This window comes from Pseudomonas alloputida (assembly GCF_021283545.2).
GTDB classification, from domain to species: Bacteria; Pseudomonadota; Gammaproteobacteria; order Pseudomonadales; family Pseudomonadaceae; genus Aquipseudomonas; species Aquipseudomonas alloputida.
Genome location: NZ_CP128540.1, coordinates 4,921,650 through 4,937,650 on the forward strand (window position 1 = coordinate 4,921,650; position 16,001 = coordinate 4,937,650).

The window sequence follows — 16,001 nt, forward strand, 5'->3', positions numbered from 1 at the left end:
GGATATCAAGGGTTCTGTGCCAGATGCCCTTGCGGAATCACCCGCTTGGCCTGCAGGTAGGCCTTGGCCCAGTAGCTGTTCGACAGGTAGTCCAGGCGCACGGTGCCACCGGTGGAAGGTGCATGCACGAAGCGCCCGTCCCCGACATAGATGCCGGCATGGCTGACCTGCGAGCCGCCACTGGTGGCGAAGAACACCAGGTCACCGGACTGCAGCGAACTGGCATCCACCGTGGGTGCGCGCATGACAATCATCTCTCGCGTCGAGCGCGGCAGACTGATGCCAGCAGCATCACGGTACACATACTTGATCAGGCCGCTGCAATCGAAGCCGGAGTCCGGGGTATTGCCCCCCCAACGATAGGGCGTGCCAACCAGACCAATGGCGCGAATCAGCACGTCATCGGCAATCGGTGAAGGACTGGGCTGGCTATAGGTAACCTGCGGCTGTACCACAGGGGCCGGCGCAGGCGCACGGCTGGAGCATGCAGCCAGCAAGGCTGCCAAGGAGAGAAATGCGAAGCGCGCCATCTTTACCATGGCCAGAACATCCTGTCTGAGACCGCTGCGCTGCAGCCGAAAAAGAGTTGAGAATTTAGATTAGACGCTTTCTGTAAATGCGCACGGCGGTGAGCTTTTTTTTCAAAGCATCACCGCCGCGGCAGGGTACATCATTTTGATATCAGTTGCGCGCGATGTTGGTCGGCGCCATGGCCAAGGCGCGCTTGGCTTCAATGAAGGTCTTGCTCCAGTAGCGATCACCGAGGCTGTCGATGCGCACACCACCACTGCGGCGGCTGCTGGAGTGGATGAACTGGTTGTCACCCAGGTAGATGCCGGCATGGCTTACCCGGCCGCGGCCATTGGTGCTGAAGAACAGCAAGTCACCTGGCTTGAGCTTGTTGCGGGCCACTTTCGGCGCATCGACGTTGATCATTTCACGCGTGGAGCGCGGCAGCGTCATGCCCGCCTCTTCGCGGAACAGGTAACCGATGAAGCCACTGCAGTCGAAGCCAGACTTTTCCGAGGTACCACCAAAGCGGTAGCGAGTGCCGATCAACGACATACCGCGCTCGAGAATGCTGTCAGCCAGAACCGGCAATTGGTAAGGCTTGCCGCCGGAGAAAGACGCCAGGTCATCTTCGGTGGCCAGCTCTTCCGGCTCGCCGAATACCGACGAGGAAGAGGCTTTGGCGTTGATTGCCGATTGGGCAGTGATCGGGGTGTGATCCTGGGGCTGAGATACCGGGCCTTGGGCCGCGCAGCCAAAAAGCAGGGTCACGAGTGCGAGTGGCACGAGGGGTGCGAAGCGCTTCAGCATGGGCACGACCGTGTCTGTAATCCTTTAGAAGGGTGAAACTATGCCCTCTATCATGGCCATTTGCAAATTTTATCGAAAAAGATGTGACTTTTTTGTTTTACCGCTCTGGCCCAGGGTTTTCAGGGGGTTACCAGCCGAGGGTTTCCTTGAGAAAAGGAATGGTGAGCTTGCGTTGGGCCTGCAGCGACGCCTGATCGAGGCGCTCTAGCAAGTCGAACAACGCGCTCATGCTCCGCGCGCCGCGGGTGAGGATGAAATGGCCGACTTCGTCGGTCAGGTGCAGGCCACGGCGCGAAGCTCGCAGCTGCAAGGCGCGCAGCTTGTCTTCGTCGGACAGGCCACGCATCTGGAACACCAGCGCCAGGGTCAACCGCGACTTCAGGTCCGGCAGCTTGATCGGCAGCTCACGCGGTGATGCCGAGGCAGCCAGCAGCAAGCGTCGGCCGCTGTCGCGCAGGCGGTTGAACAGGTGGAACATGGCCTCTTCCCAATCCGCCTTGCCGGCGATCACATGCAGATCGTCGATGCACACCAGTTCGTACTGGGCCAGGTAGTCGAGCAGTTCTACGCCACGGTCGAGCAATTGCGCCAGCGGCAGGTAGACAGCGGGCTCGCCACGTTGCTGGAAGCGATGGGTGGCGGCCTGCAGCAGGTGGGAACGGCCAACACCCTGCTTGCCCCACAGGTAGATAAGGCTCTCGGTCCAGCCGGCGTCGGCTTCGCATAGCCGCTCGACGTAACCCAATGCCGCAGCATTGGCGCCCGGATAGTAGTTGATGAAGGTGGCGTCATCGCGCAGGCGCACACCCAGGGGCAACTGGATCGGTGGTTTCATGCTCGCGGGCGGTCGACGGGACCGCTGGGGGCCTTTGGTGAACAATCTGCAAAGTCTATACCCGCAACGCGGGGCGCACAATCTCGACTGCAGATAGGGCAAGCAAAATCAACAAGTTGCGCTGCACAAGCGAGCGCCGGATGCAGGACGAACCATGCTCAGCGCCCGCGAAACAGCTCAAAACGAAACACGGGGCGTTCAAAGCTCCGGGTCGATATTCCCGGCGTACATATCCGATTCCTTGTACAGGTCATGCACATGCCGCAGCAGCACCATGATCACCGCCGCCACCGGCAGCGCCAGCAGCACACCGGTGAAGCCGAACAGTTCACCACCGGCGAGGATGGCAAAGATCACCGCAACCGGATGCAGGCCGATGCGATCGCCCACCAGCAGAGGGGTCAGCACCATACCCTCCAGCGCCTGCCCGACCATGAACACCGCAACGATGCCCAGCATCGGGTACAGGTCGCCACCGAACTGGAACAGGCCGGCCACCAGCGCGGCACCAATGCCAATGATGAAGCCCATGTACGGCACGATGGCCGCAAGGCCTGCAAGCATGCCGATCAGCAGACCGAGTTCGAGCCCCACCAGCATCAGGCCGGCTGAATAGATGACGCCCAGGGCCAGCATCACCATCAGCTGCCCGCGCACGAATGCCCCCAGCACTTCATGGCATTCACCTGCCAGGCCCATCACTTGCGGCTCGCGCTGGCGCGGCAGCAGGCCGCGCAGCTTGCCCATCATCAAGTCCCAATCGCGCAGCAGATAGAAGCCCACTACCGGGATCAGCACCATATTGGCCAACCAGGCCACCAACGCCAGGCTTGAGGCAGTGGCCTGGGACAGCAGCATGCCGACGATATCGGTGGTCTGCCCCATGTGCGCGCCGATGGCGGCCTTGATCTTGTCGAATTTCCAGAAACCATCGGCCAGGCCAAGGCGGCCCTGTACCCACGGCAGCGCGACATGCTCAAGCCAGTCGAGCATCTGCGGCGCCAGTTCGTACAGGCGCACCAACTGCTTGGCCAGCATCGGCACAAGCACCAGCAACAACGCCAACAGCAGCAGGGTGAACAGGCCGAACACCACCACCACACCCCAGGTACGCGAAAGCCCCAGGCGCTCGAGACGATCGACCAGCGGGTCGGCCAGGTAGGCCAGCATGATGCCGACCAGGAACGGCGTAAGAATATTGTGCAGGCTATAAAGCAGCACAGCGATCAGCAGTGCAGCGCCCAGCCAGATCCAGCGACGCATGTCAGTCACGGCAAGCGCTCCTTACCAGCGAAAACGCAAGCCGTCGAACGGCTTGGGTGCTGGCTGCGCAGGCGCGGGCTGCGCGGCTGCGGCGTCCACTGCCGGTACTGGCATGGCCGGCACCGCCGGTGCCTGCTCGACCGGCACTTCCTGCAGCTTGGCCAGGCCAAGCTGGGCACGTAGCTGTTCACGATTGCCCGTAACCCCGTAGGTCAGGGTAGTGCCTTCAGCCGCCTGCAAGCGTGGGCCATAGGGCTCAAGCACGCGGGCCAGCTCGGCATAGCGCTGCAGGTTCATGCCCTGCACTTGCACCTGCAACTGGCTGCTGGCACCCGGCCGGGTAACGTAGCGTGGCGCCAGGCGGCTGCTTACCGCCATCATCACCGCGTCAGCCAAGGCGGCCTGGTCGGCGCCCTCGGCAGTGCCCTGTTCACGCTGGTCGCCCAGCCACAGCTGCCACTTGCCCTGCCACTTGCCGTCGGCTTCCTGGGCATGTACCGCCAGCAAGGCATCGGCGCCGTAGCGCTCGGAAGCTTCGCGCAGCGGCGCTGGATCGTTGCCTTCGATCTGCTTGGCATTGGCGACCAGCTGCTCCTGCAAGTCGGCCAGCGGCAAGCGCAACGGCAGACCACGGTGCTGGGCGGCGCGGCGCAGGGGTTGGGCACTGGCCTGGCCATCACCGACCAGGCTGCTGCCCTCAACGGTGTCGTTCAACCACCACCCCAGTATCGAGGGCCGGTTACTGCCCCACAGTGCCAGGCCAGCCTTGCGCAAGGCCCGCTCGGTGCTACCTGGGTCGAACTCGACCACTACCGACTCGGGCGGGCCGGCTTCGCTGCCCACCTGGTTGATGATTTGCTGTGGGTCCTTGCGCAGCTCGGCCAATGCAGGGCTCTGCACGGCCTTAGGGTCACCGGTCAGACGCTGCACCAACGTGTCCAGGGCTTTGACTGTGGCCGCGGTACGGGCTTCGGCGCCCGGCCCGGTGACCGGCTCGCGCACCTGATAAAGGCCGGAGACATTTTCAGCCAGGGCAGTGGCCGAGATCAGGGCCAGGCAACCGGCTGCCAGAATATTGAACAAACGCATGGAGGATTCCTGTCCAGTCGAGCTTCAAGCCGTAAGCTTCAAGCTGCAAGAAAAAGCAGGCCGAGCGCCGGGCTGCATTGTCGTGCAGCGTGAAGCTCGTTGCTTGCAGCTTATACACATGCAACCACATCAACCACCCTCCAGCTTTTTTCAACAATTACCGCCCTGCCCGTCGGCCTGAGGATGGCCGCTGCCCGGCAACCCTGATAAAATCGCGCGCCTTCACAGACCACTGACGTTTCAGACCGCCGCCGCTTATCAGCCGGCCTTGGCCGTCATGGTCGTTTTTAAGAATCCCTCCCTCCTAAAGGCCTGGATCAATGAGCAAGCAACCCTCCCTGAGCTACAAGGACGCCGGTGTAGACATCGACGCCGGCGAAGCACTGGTCGAACGCATCAAGGGCGTGGCAAAACGCACCGCACGCCCTGAAGTCATGGGTGGCCTGGGCGGCTTCGGCGCCCTCTGCGAGATCCCGGCCGGCTACAAGCAGCCGGTGCTGGTCTCCGGCACCGACGGCGTCGGCACCAAGCTGCGCCTGGCGCTGAACCTGAACAAGCACGACAGCATCGGCCAGGACCTGGTCGCCATGTGCGTCAACGACCTGGTCGTGTGCGGCGCCGAGCCGCTGTTCTTCCTCGACTACTACGCCACTGGCAAGCTGAACGTTGACGTGGCTGCCACTGTGGTCACCGGCATCGGCGCCGGTTGCGAACTGGCCGGCTGCTCGCTGGTCGGTGGTGAAACCGCCGAAATGCCTGGCATGTACGAAGGCGAAGACTACGACCTGGCCGGTTTCTGCGTAGGCGTGGTGGAAAAGGCCGAAATCATCGACGGCTCCAAGGTTGCCACCGGTGACGCGCTGATCGCCCTGCCGTCCTCGGGCCCGCACTCCAACGGCTACTCGCTGATCCGCAAGATCCTCGAAGTGTCGGCTACCGACATCGAGAACACCCAGCTGGACGGCAAGCCGCTGACCGACCTGCTGATGGCGCCGACCCGCATCTACGTCAAACCGCTGCTGCAGCTGATCAAGAACACCGGCGCAGTCAAGGCCATGGCCCACATCACCGGCGGCGGCCTGCTGGACAACATCCCGCGCGTACTGCCGAAAAACGCCCAGGCCGTGGTTGACGTGGCCAGCTGGCAGCGCCCGGCGGTGTTCGACTTCCTGCAGGAAAAAGGCAACGTCGACGAGCACGAAATGCACCGCGTACTGAACTGCGGCGTGGGCATGGTCATCTGCGTGGCCCAGGACCAGGTCGAAGCCGCCCTGAACGAACTGCGCGCCGCCGGTGAGCAACCGTGGGTAATCGGCCACATCGCCGAAGCCGCCGAAGGCGCTGCCCAGGTCGAGCTGCAGAACCTCAAGGCACACTGATGCCGAGCAAGACCTGCAATGTAGTGGTACTGCTGTCGGGCTCCGGCAGCAACCTGCAAGCCCTGATCGACAGCTGCCAAGGGCAGGACAGCCCGGTGCGTATCCGCGCGGTGCTTTCCAACCGCGCCGATGCCTACGGCCTGCAACGCGCCGCAGCGGCCGGCATCGACAGCGTCGTGCTCGACCACACCCAGTTCGACGGCCGTGAAGCCTTCGATGCCGCGCTAATGGCGCGCATCGACGGCTTTGCCCCGGACCTGGTGGTGCTGGCCGGTTTCATGCGCATCCTCAGTGGCGGCTTCGTGCGCCACTATCAGGGCCGCCTGCTCAACATCCACCCGTCGCTGCTGCCCAAGTACAAGGGCCTGCATACGCATCGCCGGGCATTGGAAGCTGGCGACGCCGAGCATGGCTGCAGCGTACACTTCGTGACTGAGGAACTCGATGGCGGCCCACTGGTCGTACAGGCTGTGGTACCGGTGGCGTCTGATGACACCGTCGAAAGCCTGGCACAGCGGGTACACCATCAGGAACACCTGATCTACCCACTGGCGGTGCGCTGGTTCGCTGAAGGGCGCTTGCGTCTTGGCGAACAGGGTGCATTACTGGACGGCCAGCCACTGGCGGCCAGCGGTCACTTGATTCGATCCTAGGAGAATTTATGCGTCGCGCCCTGCTCTTGGCTCTCGCCGTGCTCGCCCTGCCCCTCCAGGCAGCTGATCTGAAGCCGTTCTCGGCCAGCTACACCGCCGACTGGAAGCAGCTGCCCATGAGCGGCACCGCCGAGCGCAGCCTGGTCAAAAATGCCAACGGTACCTGGGACCTTAACTTCAAGGCTTCCATGATGATCGCCAGCCTGACCGAGCAAAGCACCCTGCGCCTGGAAAACGACACCCTGCTGCCGCAGAAGTATCACTTCGAGCGCGGCGGACTGGGCAAGGCCAAGAAGGTCGACCTGGACTTCGACTGGAGCACCAAGAAGATCACCGGCAGCGACCGTGGCGATGCTGTCAGCCTGCCACTGAACCGCGGCGTACTGGACAAATCCTCCTACCAGTTGGCCCTGCAGCACGACGTGGCCGCAGGCAAGAAGAGCATGACCTACCAGGTGGTCGACGGCGACGAGATCGACACCTACGACTTCCGCGTGCTGGGCACCGAAAAGGTCACCACCAAGACCGGCCAGGTCGATGCCGTGAAGGTCGAGCGCGTGCGCGATCCCAGCCAGAGCAAGCGCATCACCGAGCTGTGGTTTGCCAAGAACTGGGACTACCTGCTGGTGCAACTGCGCCAGGTAGAGACCGATGGCAAGGAGTATGTGATCGTGCTGCAGGATGGCACGGTCGATGGCAAGCCGGTGAAGGGCAACTGATCGCGCACTGCCTGCAATACCTGAAGCCCCGCCCAGTGCGGGGCTTTTCTTTGCTGCGAAAAAGCCCACCCAGGCAGCATCCCTTCGAGCTTCATGAAACTTGTTTCATGCCTGTTTTACTTACTTAGTCTGCTAACAAACTCTATAAAGAAGACGTGCGACACACTGTCGCAGCCATCTTGAAGAAGTGGAGTTTACCGATGACTGTCCAAGTAACCGAACGCGACGAATCGAGAATGTCCCACGAAGGCCTGGCCGCTGGCGTGCGGATCTGGGATGTGTACCAACAAGGTCAACTGGTGGGCATGTTCCATAACGAACACGAAGCACACCAATACCGCGTTGAGCTTGAAGACCTGGAAAACCAGCGCGCCACACAATGACCCTGCCCATTGCGGCGAACCCCTGACTCGCCTGGGCTCAGTGAGCAACCCCAAAATGCTGCGGCATTGCCGGAGCATCGTGGGGTTGCCATGACAGGGCCTACACCGCCCCGAAACGCACCTCTACCGACAGGCTGCCCAGGTTATCGCTCAGGCCAGCCCCGTAACGCCCGTCCAGGTCGTCATTGATGCACAGCTGCAACTCACCTTGCTGGCCACGCGGCAATTGCACCTGGTTGCCGACCAGGAACGGCACGCCGCTGTTGCCGATACGCCCGATCAACGCCCCTTCCGGTTGACCAGGCAAGGCATAGCCGGGCTTGGCGATCAACCTTGGGTTGCCCGCCGCGCCAACCATGCCGGTGGCCGGGTTCGCCGTCCACTGCCCGCCCGTGCATACCGCCAACTGCCAGCTCTGCCCATTGACCTGCATGCCCGTGCCCTGCCATGCCTGGTTGGCCTGCACCTGCACGGTGCGCTTGAGCAGGTCGCTGGCCACCACGTCGGCGGCCTGGAACGTCAACGCGGTGATGGTCAAGGTCGGGTTGGCGGTGCCGGTAGTGGGGAACACGCCGTCGCCGACCAGGAACAGGTTGGGGTGGTCCCAGCTGCGCTGGTCCTTGTCCACCACCGACTTGGTGCGGTCCGAGCCCATGCGGTAGGTGCCCATCAGGTGGCCAGCGCCGTAGAACGCGTAGTTCTGGCCGTCGTACTCGAACACCGTTTGCGAGCCGGGCTCGAGCTTAGGGTTCAGGTCGGTCAGCTCGGTAGCGCCCATCAGCTCGGTGATGATGTACGTAGCGGCCAGGCGCGCCTGCTTGAAACCCTCCTTGGTGTAGTCGGACAGTTCGTAGGTGATCTGCGGCCGAGGCAGGCCCAATCCGTCGGAGAACTCCGTACTCCTCTCCACCCGGCACAGCGCATTATCGGGGTCTTTCTCCACCTGCTCGACCAAGAAGCCCAGACGGAACTGGCGGGTCAGCACGCTGTTGAGCTGCTGCACCAGCGCCTGGCCGGACAACGCCAGATTGCTGGGGTTAGCGCCGCCGTGGTTGGTGCCGTCGATGAAATCACAGACCGAGGTGTAGGGGTCGTTCACCGACCAGTTCCAGCCCTCGTTGCCGATTTCGATACGCCAGGCGGCACGCTGGCTGCGGAACGGGCCATCGCGCATGTCCTCGATCCCCGAGGTAGACAACGGCCCCCGGAACGGGAACAGCGGCTTGCCTTCGGGCATCAGGCCCCAGGCCAGGTACACCGGGTGGTCAGCCAATGCCTGGCCGACCTGGCCGCTGCTGTTGGCAACCCCTTTAGGGCTGTTCGGGCCGATGGAGTTGAGCAGCAGCTTCGGTGTTTCGATCGCGTGGGCGGCGATCACGTAGCGCTTGCCCTGGGCCGTGCCGTTCTGGCGCGTACCATTGTTCTGGTACTGAATGAAATCGATGCCCGTGACCCCATTGGCATCGACCTGCACTTGGCTTGCAACGGTCTGGTAGAGGATGCGCACGTTGCCGGTATCCAGTGCCTTGGCCATGGTCACGGTGGCGTCGTACTTGGCCTGGATCGGGCAGATCGGCGTGCAGCTGGTGTTGCCAGCGCACACCCGACGGCCGTTATCATTCTGCGAGTTGCGCCCGGCCGGGGTTTGCCGGACATTGAGGGTGACACCTGGGTACGGCTTGCCGTCAGGCCCCTTCTCCGGGCTTTGGTACACGGTGCCCGTGACGTGCTTGCCCAGGCCCTGGTCGACCAGCGACGGCGGGATGCCATGCATGCTGTATTTGTAGCCCTGCGGGAAGGTCACGCCCAGGTAGGTCTGCGAGGCGACATCGGCGGACACGCCCATCTCCTCCTCGGCGCGGCAGTAGGCGGTCTGCAGGTCGTCGTAACTGATCGGCCAGTCGACCCCGACGTTGTACGCAGTGCGCATGCGGAAGTCGTTGGGCAACAGGCGCAGGGCCGTGCCCATCCAGTGCCACATGGTGCCGCCGTCTACCCGCTCGTAGGTGCTGGCGAACAGGTGCGGCCCCTTCTGCACCAGGTAGCTTTTCTGCGCCTTGTTGGGGTCTTGGCTACCTGAGGTGATCAGGTCCTGGATGGTCGCCCGTGGCGCGAACTGCGTGGCCGGGGTCTGCTCGCTCTGCTCAGGTGGGTACGGCGACTCGGGCGCCTTGAGCACCGCGGTGTAGAAGCGCTCCAGGTACTCGCTGCGATTCGGTGGAATGGCCGGGCCCGATTCGAGCACCAGCACTTTCAACCCGGCCAGGCCCAACTGGTAGGCCATGACACTGCCGGCCATGCCGGCGCCCACCACGATCACATCGGCGGTTTCGATGTTCTGGGTTTGTACATTGCTCATGGCTGCTGCCCTTCCTTGGCGTCGACACCGGTGAATTGCTTGAGGGTCGGTGGCTGCTCACCCCAGTATCCGAAGTGGAACTGGCTGTAGCCCATGGGGTGGGATTGGGCGATCTTCCACGCCCAACTCTCCTTGTAGGCCTGGTCGGAGACCACACGCGTATCACCCGTGCGGGCGTTGCCCAGGTCGTAGGGTTGGTACCAACTGCCAAGCAGCCACAGCTTCATGATCGAGCGGGCGCCCTGGGCGATTTGCGGGTTCGCGTTATCGAGCACGGCGCTGGCGATTTGCGCGGGCGGCTGGCTCTGGATGCTGGCGTACAGCTCCAGCAAGCTGCTGAACGCCTCGAGGCCCATACCCTGCTGGGCGATGGCGAAGAACACCGGCGGCAGGTTGATCGGGTCGACGGAAGGCGCCAGCAGCTTGGCCGACAGGCCAGTGAGCACCGCGGACAAGCCGATGAAGTTTTGCAGGTTCTGGTCGCTCATGGCATCACTCCTTGGCGCCGGTGGATTGGGCACGTTCAAGCAGGAAAGTGAAATCGGCGAAGCTGGTGCGCGGTGACTGGGTCACGCGGGTGGTCGCGTTGTTGTGGCACTCCATGCAGCTGGACGAGGCCTGCGGGGTGGTGCCCTGGTTGTAGGTCTCCAGGGTGGCGTTGGCCAGGAAGTTCGGCGCAGGCGTACCTAACGGGTTGGTCGGCGACGGCACCTGGCAGTCATCGGCCGGGGCGGTGGGCCACTGGGTGCTGATCAGGTGGTAGTTGGCCCACACCGTGCCCTTGAGCGCGCCTTGCCACTGCGCGTTGAGCTGTTGGGTGGCGGCGGTGATGGGAATTTCACGCACGATCTGCGAGGGGATGGCCTTCTTCGACGGGTCCCACGGTGGCGCGGGCGGCTCGTTCACCGGGCGGTCGCTGGCCTGGGCGTCGTAGAACAGGTAGGGCCCCTTGCGCTCGTTCATTGGCGTGGTCTTTTCCGGCACGTTGCGCACGTGCTCGAACGTCGACCATACCCACTGAGGTGCGCCTTCGGTCTTGTGCACGATGTGCAGGCCTACCAGCCCGACCTTCTGCGCATTGCACGACTCGGGGATCACCGCCCCCTTGTTCGGGTCGGCGTTGCCGGGGGTGTAGACCAGCGCGTCGACGGCGTGGAACTCCTGCGGGTTGTCGCTGCCATCGAGCACTTTCCAGGCCGACTTGACCATGATCGCGCCGACCTGCTGGGTCTTTTGCGAACCGCAGGCGAAAGCGATGCGGTTGTCGGCCTTGCTCAGGAACGCTTGCTGGCCCTCCTTGCTGTACAGGCCATTGTTGACGATGTCATCGAACATCGGCTGGTTGACCATGATCGCGTTGCGCGTGTAAGTGCCGCTTTGGTCAACCAGCGGGCCGGTCTTGAACGGCTGGATGAACTCATCGAGCACACCGGCGACCTTGCCCATCTGTTGCAGCACCGGCAAGTCACCCTTGCCTTGGCAGGCCGCGGGCACGGGCGCCTGCTGGTCCCAGGCGACGGGTTTCTGACCCTTGGGCAGGAAAATCTCGTAGCTTTCTTTCCACGACTCCCACACGGTCTTGCCGGGCGCGCCGATCTTCGCCGAAGTGTTGGCACTGCCGTCGGCGTTGGCGGGCCAGTTCAGGGCGACGAAGGTTTGCCACGACAGCACGTCGAAATCGTGTTGCAGGTTGTCCAGGGTGAAGGGGGGATTGGCGGTGACGTCGAAGGGAATCGCAGGTGACAGCACCGGCGGGCTGGCCGCATCGGCCATGGCGAACGCACTGGTGAAACTTGCACCCAGGCACGCCAGCCGTTTCAGGGTTATTTTCATTGTCGTCTCCTCAGCAGATAAAGCGTCGGGACGACGAGGCGTACTGGCCCTTCCTGGACCGAATGTTCAGCGCTATCCCTGACGCTAAGCTGGAGGCTAGCCGTTGTGCCGGAACCCTAAGAAATGTCCGACGAACGGAGGGAACCAAGACGATAGTGCAACTGACAAACTGCGCCGGTTCGGTGAGCGACGAACCCTTTCGCGACGCAAGGCCAGCGTCTTCTAGAGAACGCGCGTGTCGCGAAAGGGCCGCAGAGCGGCCCTGCGATCTTGAATGAACCGCATTAACGCCAAGGCGGGATTTTCGTGCTTACCACATCAGATCATCAGGGATCTTGTAAGCCGCGTACGGGTCGTCTTCGTCCGTTTCCTCGACATGGCTGTTGAGCAGCAGAATACGGCCAGGGTCGCGCTCCTGGATCTTCAATGCGGCCTCACGGGGGATAACCTCGTAACCACCGGCATGGGCTACCACGGCCAGCGCGCCGTTGCTCAGCTTGGTGCGCATCAGCGCGTTGACGGCAATGCGCTTGACCTTCTTGTCGTCGACGAAGTTGTAGTAATCCTCGGTGCTCAGTTTGGGCAGGCGAGTGGCCTCGATCAGTTGCTTGACCTGTGCGGCACGGGCCTTCTGCTCGGCCTTTTCCTGCTGCTGGCGGTTCAGCTCCTGGTCACGCCGGGCTTTTTCAGCCATGGCTTCCTTGGCCATGCGCTGCTGGCTGTCGTCGACTTCGACCTGGCCTTTGTGCTCCATGCGCTTCTGTTTCTTTTCAGCTTTGTTGGTCTGCGAGACCTGTTTCTGGTTGACCAGACCGGCTTTGAGCAATTGGTCGCGAAGGGAAAGGCTCATGAATATTCACTCACTTATGCAACAGCTCAGCCGCAGCTGGGCAGGTTCTTTTCCTGACGTTTGGCTTCCCCCCAAAGGGCATCCAGCTCGTCAAGGTCACAATCTTCAATGGGGCGGCCACTGTCGCGCAATGCCTGTTCGATAAAACGGAAACGTCGTTCGAACTTGCGATTGGCGCGGCGCAGCGCATGCTCTGGGTCTTGCTTGAGGTGGCGGGCCAGGTTGACCGCAGCAAACAGCAAGTCGCCGACTTCATCTTCCAGCGCATCGGCGTCACCGTCGGCCATGGCCTGCAGCACTTCATCCAGCTCTTCGCGGACCTTGTCCAGCACCGGCAACGCCGCCGGCCAGTCGAAACCGACCGTGGCCGCACGTTTTTGCAGTTTGGCTGCCCGCGATAGCGCCGGCAAGGTTGCCGGCACGTCATCAAGCAGCGACAGCTGTTCGGGCTGGCTCTTCTCCGCGCGCTCTTCGGCCTTGATTTCTTCCCAGCGCGACTTGACCTGGGCTTCGCTCAGGCTGGGCGTGTCCACCGGCGCGTACAGCTCGCCAGTCGGAAACACGTGCGGGTGGCGGCGGATGAGCTTGCGGGTGATGCTGTCGACCACGCCATCGAACTCGAAACGCCCTTCTTCGCGGGCCAGCTGGCTGTAGTAGACCACCTGGAACAGCAGGTCGCCCAGCTCGCCTTGCAGGTGCTCGAAATCGCCGCGCTCAATGGTGTCAGCGACCTCGTAGGCCTCTTCGATGGTGTGCGGGACGATGCTGGCGTAGTTCTGCTTTAGGTCCCACGGGCAGCCGTACTGCGGGTCGCGCAGGCGGGCCATGAGGTGCAGCAGGTCGTCAAGGGTGTAGGTCATACAGGCAGGTCCTTCGGTGGTGGCTTCTTCGCGGGCTTGCCCGCTCCCACAGGTACGGTGCAGATTTCAAACCTGCATCCATCCTGTAGGAGCGGGTTTACCCGCGAAGCAGACGCCCCGGTCTCAAGGGGTACGATTACGCCGCGTCTCGATGATGTTCGGCAACTGCGAGATCCGCCCCAGCAGGCGCCCCAGCGCGTCCAGGCCTGGAATCTCGATGGTCAGCGACATCAGCGCGGTGTTGTCTTCCTTGTTCGAACGGGTGTTCACCGCCAGCACGTTGATCTTCTCGTTCAGCAGCACCTGCGACACATCGCGCAGCAGGCCCGGGCGGTCGTAGGCGCGGATGACGATGTCGACCGGGTAGGTCTGCACCGGGATCGGCCCCCAGCTCACCTGGATCATGCGCTCTGGCTCTTTGCCCGCCAGCTGCAGTACCGAGGCGCAGTCCTGGCGATGAATGCTCACGCCCCGGCCCTGGGTGATGTAACCGACAATGGCATCGCCCGGTAGCGGCTGGCAGCAGCCGGCCATCTGTGTCAGCAGGTTGCCGACACCCTGGATCTGAATGTCGCCACGCTTGCCGGTACGCGGCCCGGTAGGCTTGCGCGGCACCAGCTCGATCTGCTCGATACGCTCAGGCTCCAGCAACTGCTGGGCAGCGTTGACCAGATGAGCCAGGCGCAGGTCGCCAGCACCGAGCGAGGCAAACATGTCCTCGGCGGTCTTGACGTTGGTCTTCTCGGCCAGGCGCTCGAAATCAACCTGCGGCAGGCCCAGACGACTGAGCTCGCGCTCAAGCAAGGTCTTGCCGGCAGCAACGTTCTGGTCGCGGGCCTGCAATTTGAACCAGTGGACGATCTTGGCCCGCGCCCGCGAGGTGGTGACGTAGCCCAGGTTGGAGTTCAACCAGTCACGGCTGGGGTTGCCGTGCTTGCTGGTGATGATCTCCACCTGCTCGCCAGTCTGCAGGCTGTAGTTCAGCGGCACGATACGGCCGTTGATCTTCGCGCCGCGGCAGTTGTGGCCGATCTCGGTGTGCACGCGGTAGGCGAAGTCCAATGGCGTGGCGCCTTTGGGCAGGTCGATGGCGTGGCCGTCGGGGGTGAACACATAAACCCGGTCAGGCTCGATGTCGACCCGCAACTGCTCGGCCAGGCCACCGATGTCGCCCAGCTCTTCGTGCCACTCCAGCACCTGACGCAACCAGGAAATCTTTTCTTCGTAGTGGTTGGAGCTGGGCTTGACGTCGGTGCCCTTGTAGCGCCAGTGGGCGCATACGCCAAGTTCGGCCTCTTCGTGCATGCCGTGGGTACGGATCTGCACCTCCAGCACCTTGCCCTCGGGGCCGATTACCGCAGTGTGCAACGAGCGGTAGCCGTTCTCCTTGGGGTTGGCGATGTAGTCGTCGAACTCCTTGGGAATATGCCGCCACAAGGTGTGCACGATGCCCAGCGCGGTGTAGCAGTCGCGGATTTCCGGCACCAGCACGCGCACCGCACGCACGTCGTAGATCTGGCTGAACTCCAGGCCTTTGCGCTGCATCTTGCGCCAGATCGAATAGATATGTTTCGCCCGGCCGCTGATGTCGGCCTTCACGCCAGTGGCGAGCAACTCGTTCTGCAGCTGGTTCATCACGTCGCTGATGAAGCGCTCGCGGTCCAGCCGCCGCTCATGCAACAGCTTGGCGATCTGCTTGTACTGGTCGGGCTCCAGGTAGCGGAAGGACAGGTCTTCCAGCTCCCACTTGATGTGACCGATACCCAGGCGGTGCGCGAGCGGCGCGTAGATGTCGAACACTTCACGCGCGACACGCAGGCGTTTCTCGTCATCGGCGGACTTGACCGCCCGGATTGCGCACGTGCGTTCGGCCAGCTTGATCAGCGCCACGCGCACGTCGTCGACCATGGCCACCAGCATCTTGCGCAGGTTCTCTACCTGCGCCTGCGAGCCCAGCACCAGCGACTGTCGTGGGCTGAGGCTGGCACTGATGGCGGCCATGCGCAGCACACCGTCGATCAGCTTGGACACCACCGGGCCAAACCGCTGGCTGACCTCGGCGAGGGTGACCTTGCCCTCGCGCACCGAGCGGTAGATGACCGCAGCCACCAGGGAGTCCTGGTCGAGCTTGAGGTCAGCCAGAATTTCGGCGATTTCCAGGCCTGCCTGGAAGCTGGACGTACCATCCGCCCAGGAATGCTTGGCCGGGTTGCCCTTTTTCTCTACCTCAAGAGCAAACTCGCAGGCTTCTTTCAGCGCTGCGCGATCCAGTGCCGAATCGACGCTTACCACATGGTCCAACCATGCTTCGAGATTGATACTGCCGTCAGTGTTGACCGGCTGGTGCACTCTCACCTGTACCATCTTTGTTTTACCTTTCCATGCAGCACACCATACGAGTGTGCTGGCGATCACCGTGCGGCCGCCCTTCCGTGGCAACCGCACCAAGGGGCCAGTC

At 62.8% G+C, this 16,001-nt stretch carries 15 protein-coding genes; 4 read left to right on the forward strand and 11 right to left on the reverse strand.

Translation table 11 applies throughout. The annotated features are described in order from the left end of the window. Positions 1 to 5: 5 nt before the first annotated feature. The 5 genes from LU682_RS22815 to LU682_RS22835 form a co-directional block, all read right to left on the reverse strand. Positions 6 to 539 (reverse strand): C40 family peptidase, encoded by a 534-nt coding sequence (locus tag LU682_RS22815; protein ID WP_010952725.1) that lies wholly within the window; start codon positions 537 to 539, stop codon positions 6 to 8. Between the two features lie 142 nt (positions 540 to 681). Beyond that, positions 682 to 1,320 carry a C40 family peptidase gene (locus tag LU682_RS22820; protein ID WP_049587217.1) on the reverse strand — a complete coding sequence of 213 codons (639 nt, stop codon included), beginning with the start codon at positions 1,318 to 1,320 and terminating at the stop codon, positions 682 to 684. Between the two features lie 127 nt (positions 1,321 to 1,447). Next, entirely contained in the window at positions 1,448 to 2,155 is a 708-nt protein-coding gene (gene hda / locus LU682_RS22825; protein WP_003252443.1) for a DnaA regulatory inactivator Hda, read from the reverse strand. A gap of 198 nt (positions 2,156 to 2,353) precedes the next feature. Continuing rightward, entirely contained in the window at positions 2,354 to 3,427 is a 1,074-nt protein-coding gene (locus LU682_RS22830; protein WP_010952723.1) for an AI-2E family transporter, read from the reverse strand. 12 nt (positions 3,428 to 3,439) lie between these two features. Further along, positions 3,440 to 4,507 (reverse strand): DUF2066 domain-containing protein, encoded by a 1,068-nt coding sequence (locus LU682_RS22835; RefSeq protein WP_010952722.1) that lies wholly within the window; start codon positions 4,505 to 4,507, stop codon positions 3,440 to 3,442. Positions 4,508 to 4,827: 320 nt separating this feature from the next. On the opposite strand from LU682_RS22835, the gene purM reads away from it, so the two are divergent. The 4 genes from purM to LU682_RS22855 all read left to right on the forward strand — a co-directional run bounded on the left by purM (position 4,828) and on the right by LU682_RS22855 (position 7,641). Beyond that, on the forward strand, positions 4,828 to 5,886 hold the full coding sequence (purM, locus tag LU682_RS22840; protein WP_003252437.1) for a phosphoribosylformylglycinamidine cyclo-ligase: 1,059 nt from the start codon (positions 4,828 to 4,830) through the stop codon (positions 5,884 to 5,886). Continuing rightward, on the forward strand, positions 5,886 to 6,539 hold the full coding sequence (purN, locus tag LU682_RS22845) for a phosphoribosylglycinamide formyltransferase (RefSeq protein ID WP_010952721.1): 654 nt from the start codon (positions 5,886 to 5,888) through the stop codon (positions 6,537 to 6,539). The genes purM and purN overlap by 1 nt, the downstream gene beginning before the upstream one ends. Positions 6,540 to 6,547: 8 nt before the next feature. Then, positions 6,548 to 7,258: a DUF3108 domain-containing protein gene (locus LU682_RS22850; protein WP_010952720.1), complete on the forward strand. Its 711-nt coding sequence runs from the start codon at positions 6,548 to 6,550 to the stop codon at positions 7,256 to 7,258. Positions 7,259 to 7,458: 200 nt separating this feature from the next. Further along, positions 7,459 to 7,641, forward strand: coding sequence for a hypothetical protein (locus tag LU682_RS22855; protein WP_003252431.1), 183 nt, complete (start codon positions 7,459 to 7,461; stop codon positions 7,639 to 7,641). Between the two features lie 100 nt (positions 7,642 to 7,741). Here the strand turns inward: LU682_RS22855 and LU682_RS22860 are convergent, their stop codons facing one another. The 6 genes from LU682_RS22860 to relA form a co-directional block, all read right to left on the reverse strand. Further along, positions 7,742 to 10,000 (reverse strand): GMC oxidoreductase, encoded by a 2,259-nt coding sequence (locus LU682_RS22860; protein ID WP_060488993.1) that lies wholly within the window; start codon positions 9,998 to 10,000, stop codon positions 7,742 to 7,744. After that, positions 9,997 to 10,488, reverse strand: a complete 492-nt coding sequence (locus tag LU682_RS22865; RefSeq protein ID WP_049587214.1) for a sorbitol dehydrogenase — start codon at positions 10,486 to 10,488, stop codon at positions 9,997 to 9,999. Before LU682_RS22865 ends, LU682_RS22860 begins: the two co-directional genes overlap by 4 nt. 4 nt (positions 10,489 to 10,492) lie before the next feature. Next, entirely contained in the window at positions 10,493 to 11,833 is a 1,341-nt protein-coding gene (locus LU682_RS22870) for a hypothetical protein (protein WP_010952716.1), read from the reverse strand. Between the two features lie 310 nt (positions 11,834 to 12,143). Further along, positions 12,144 to 12,683, reverse strand: a complete 540-nt coding sequence (locus LU682_RS22875) for a DUF2058 domain-containing protein (RefSeq protein WP_003252424.1) — start codon at positions 12,681 to 12,683, stop codon at positions 12,144 to 12,146. A 26-nt stretch (positions 12,684 to 12,709) separates the two neighbouring features. Continuing rightward, positions 12,710 to 13,543, reverse strand: a complete 834-nt coding sequence (gene mazG / locus LU682_RS22880) for a nucleoside triphosphate pyrophosphohydrolase (RefSeq protein ID WP_003252422.1) — start codon at positions 13,541 to 13,543, stop codon at positions 12,710 to 12,712. Positions 13,544 to 13,666: 123 nt separating this feature from the next. Further along, entirely contained in the window at positions 13,667 to 15,907 is a 2,241-nt protein-coding gene (gene relA, locus LU682_RS22885) for a GTP diphosphokinase (protein WP_010952715.1), read from the reverse strand. Positions 15,908 to 16,001: the final 94 nt, after the last annotated feature.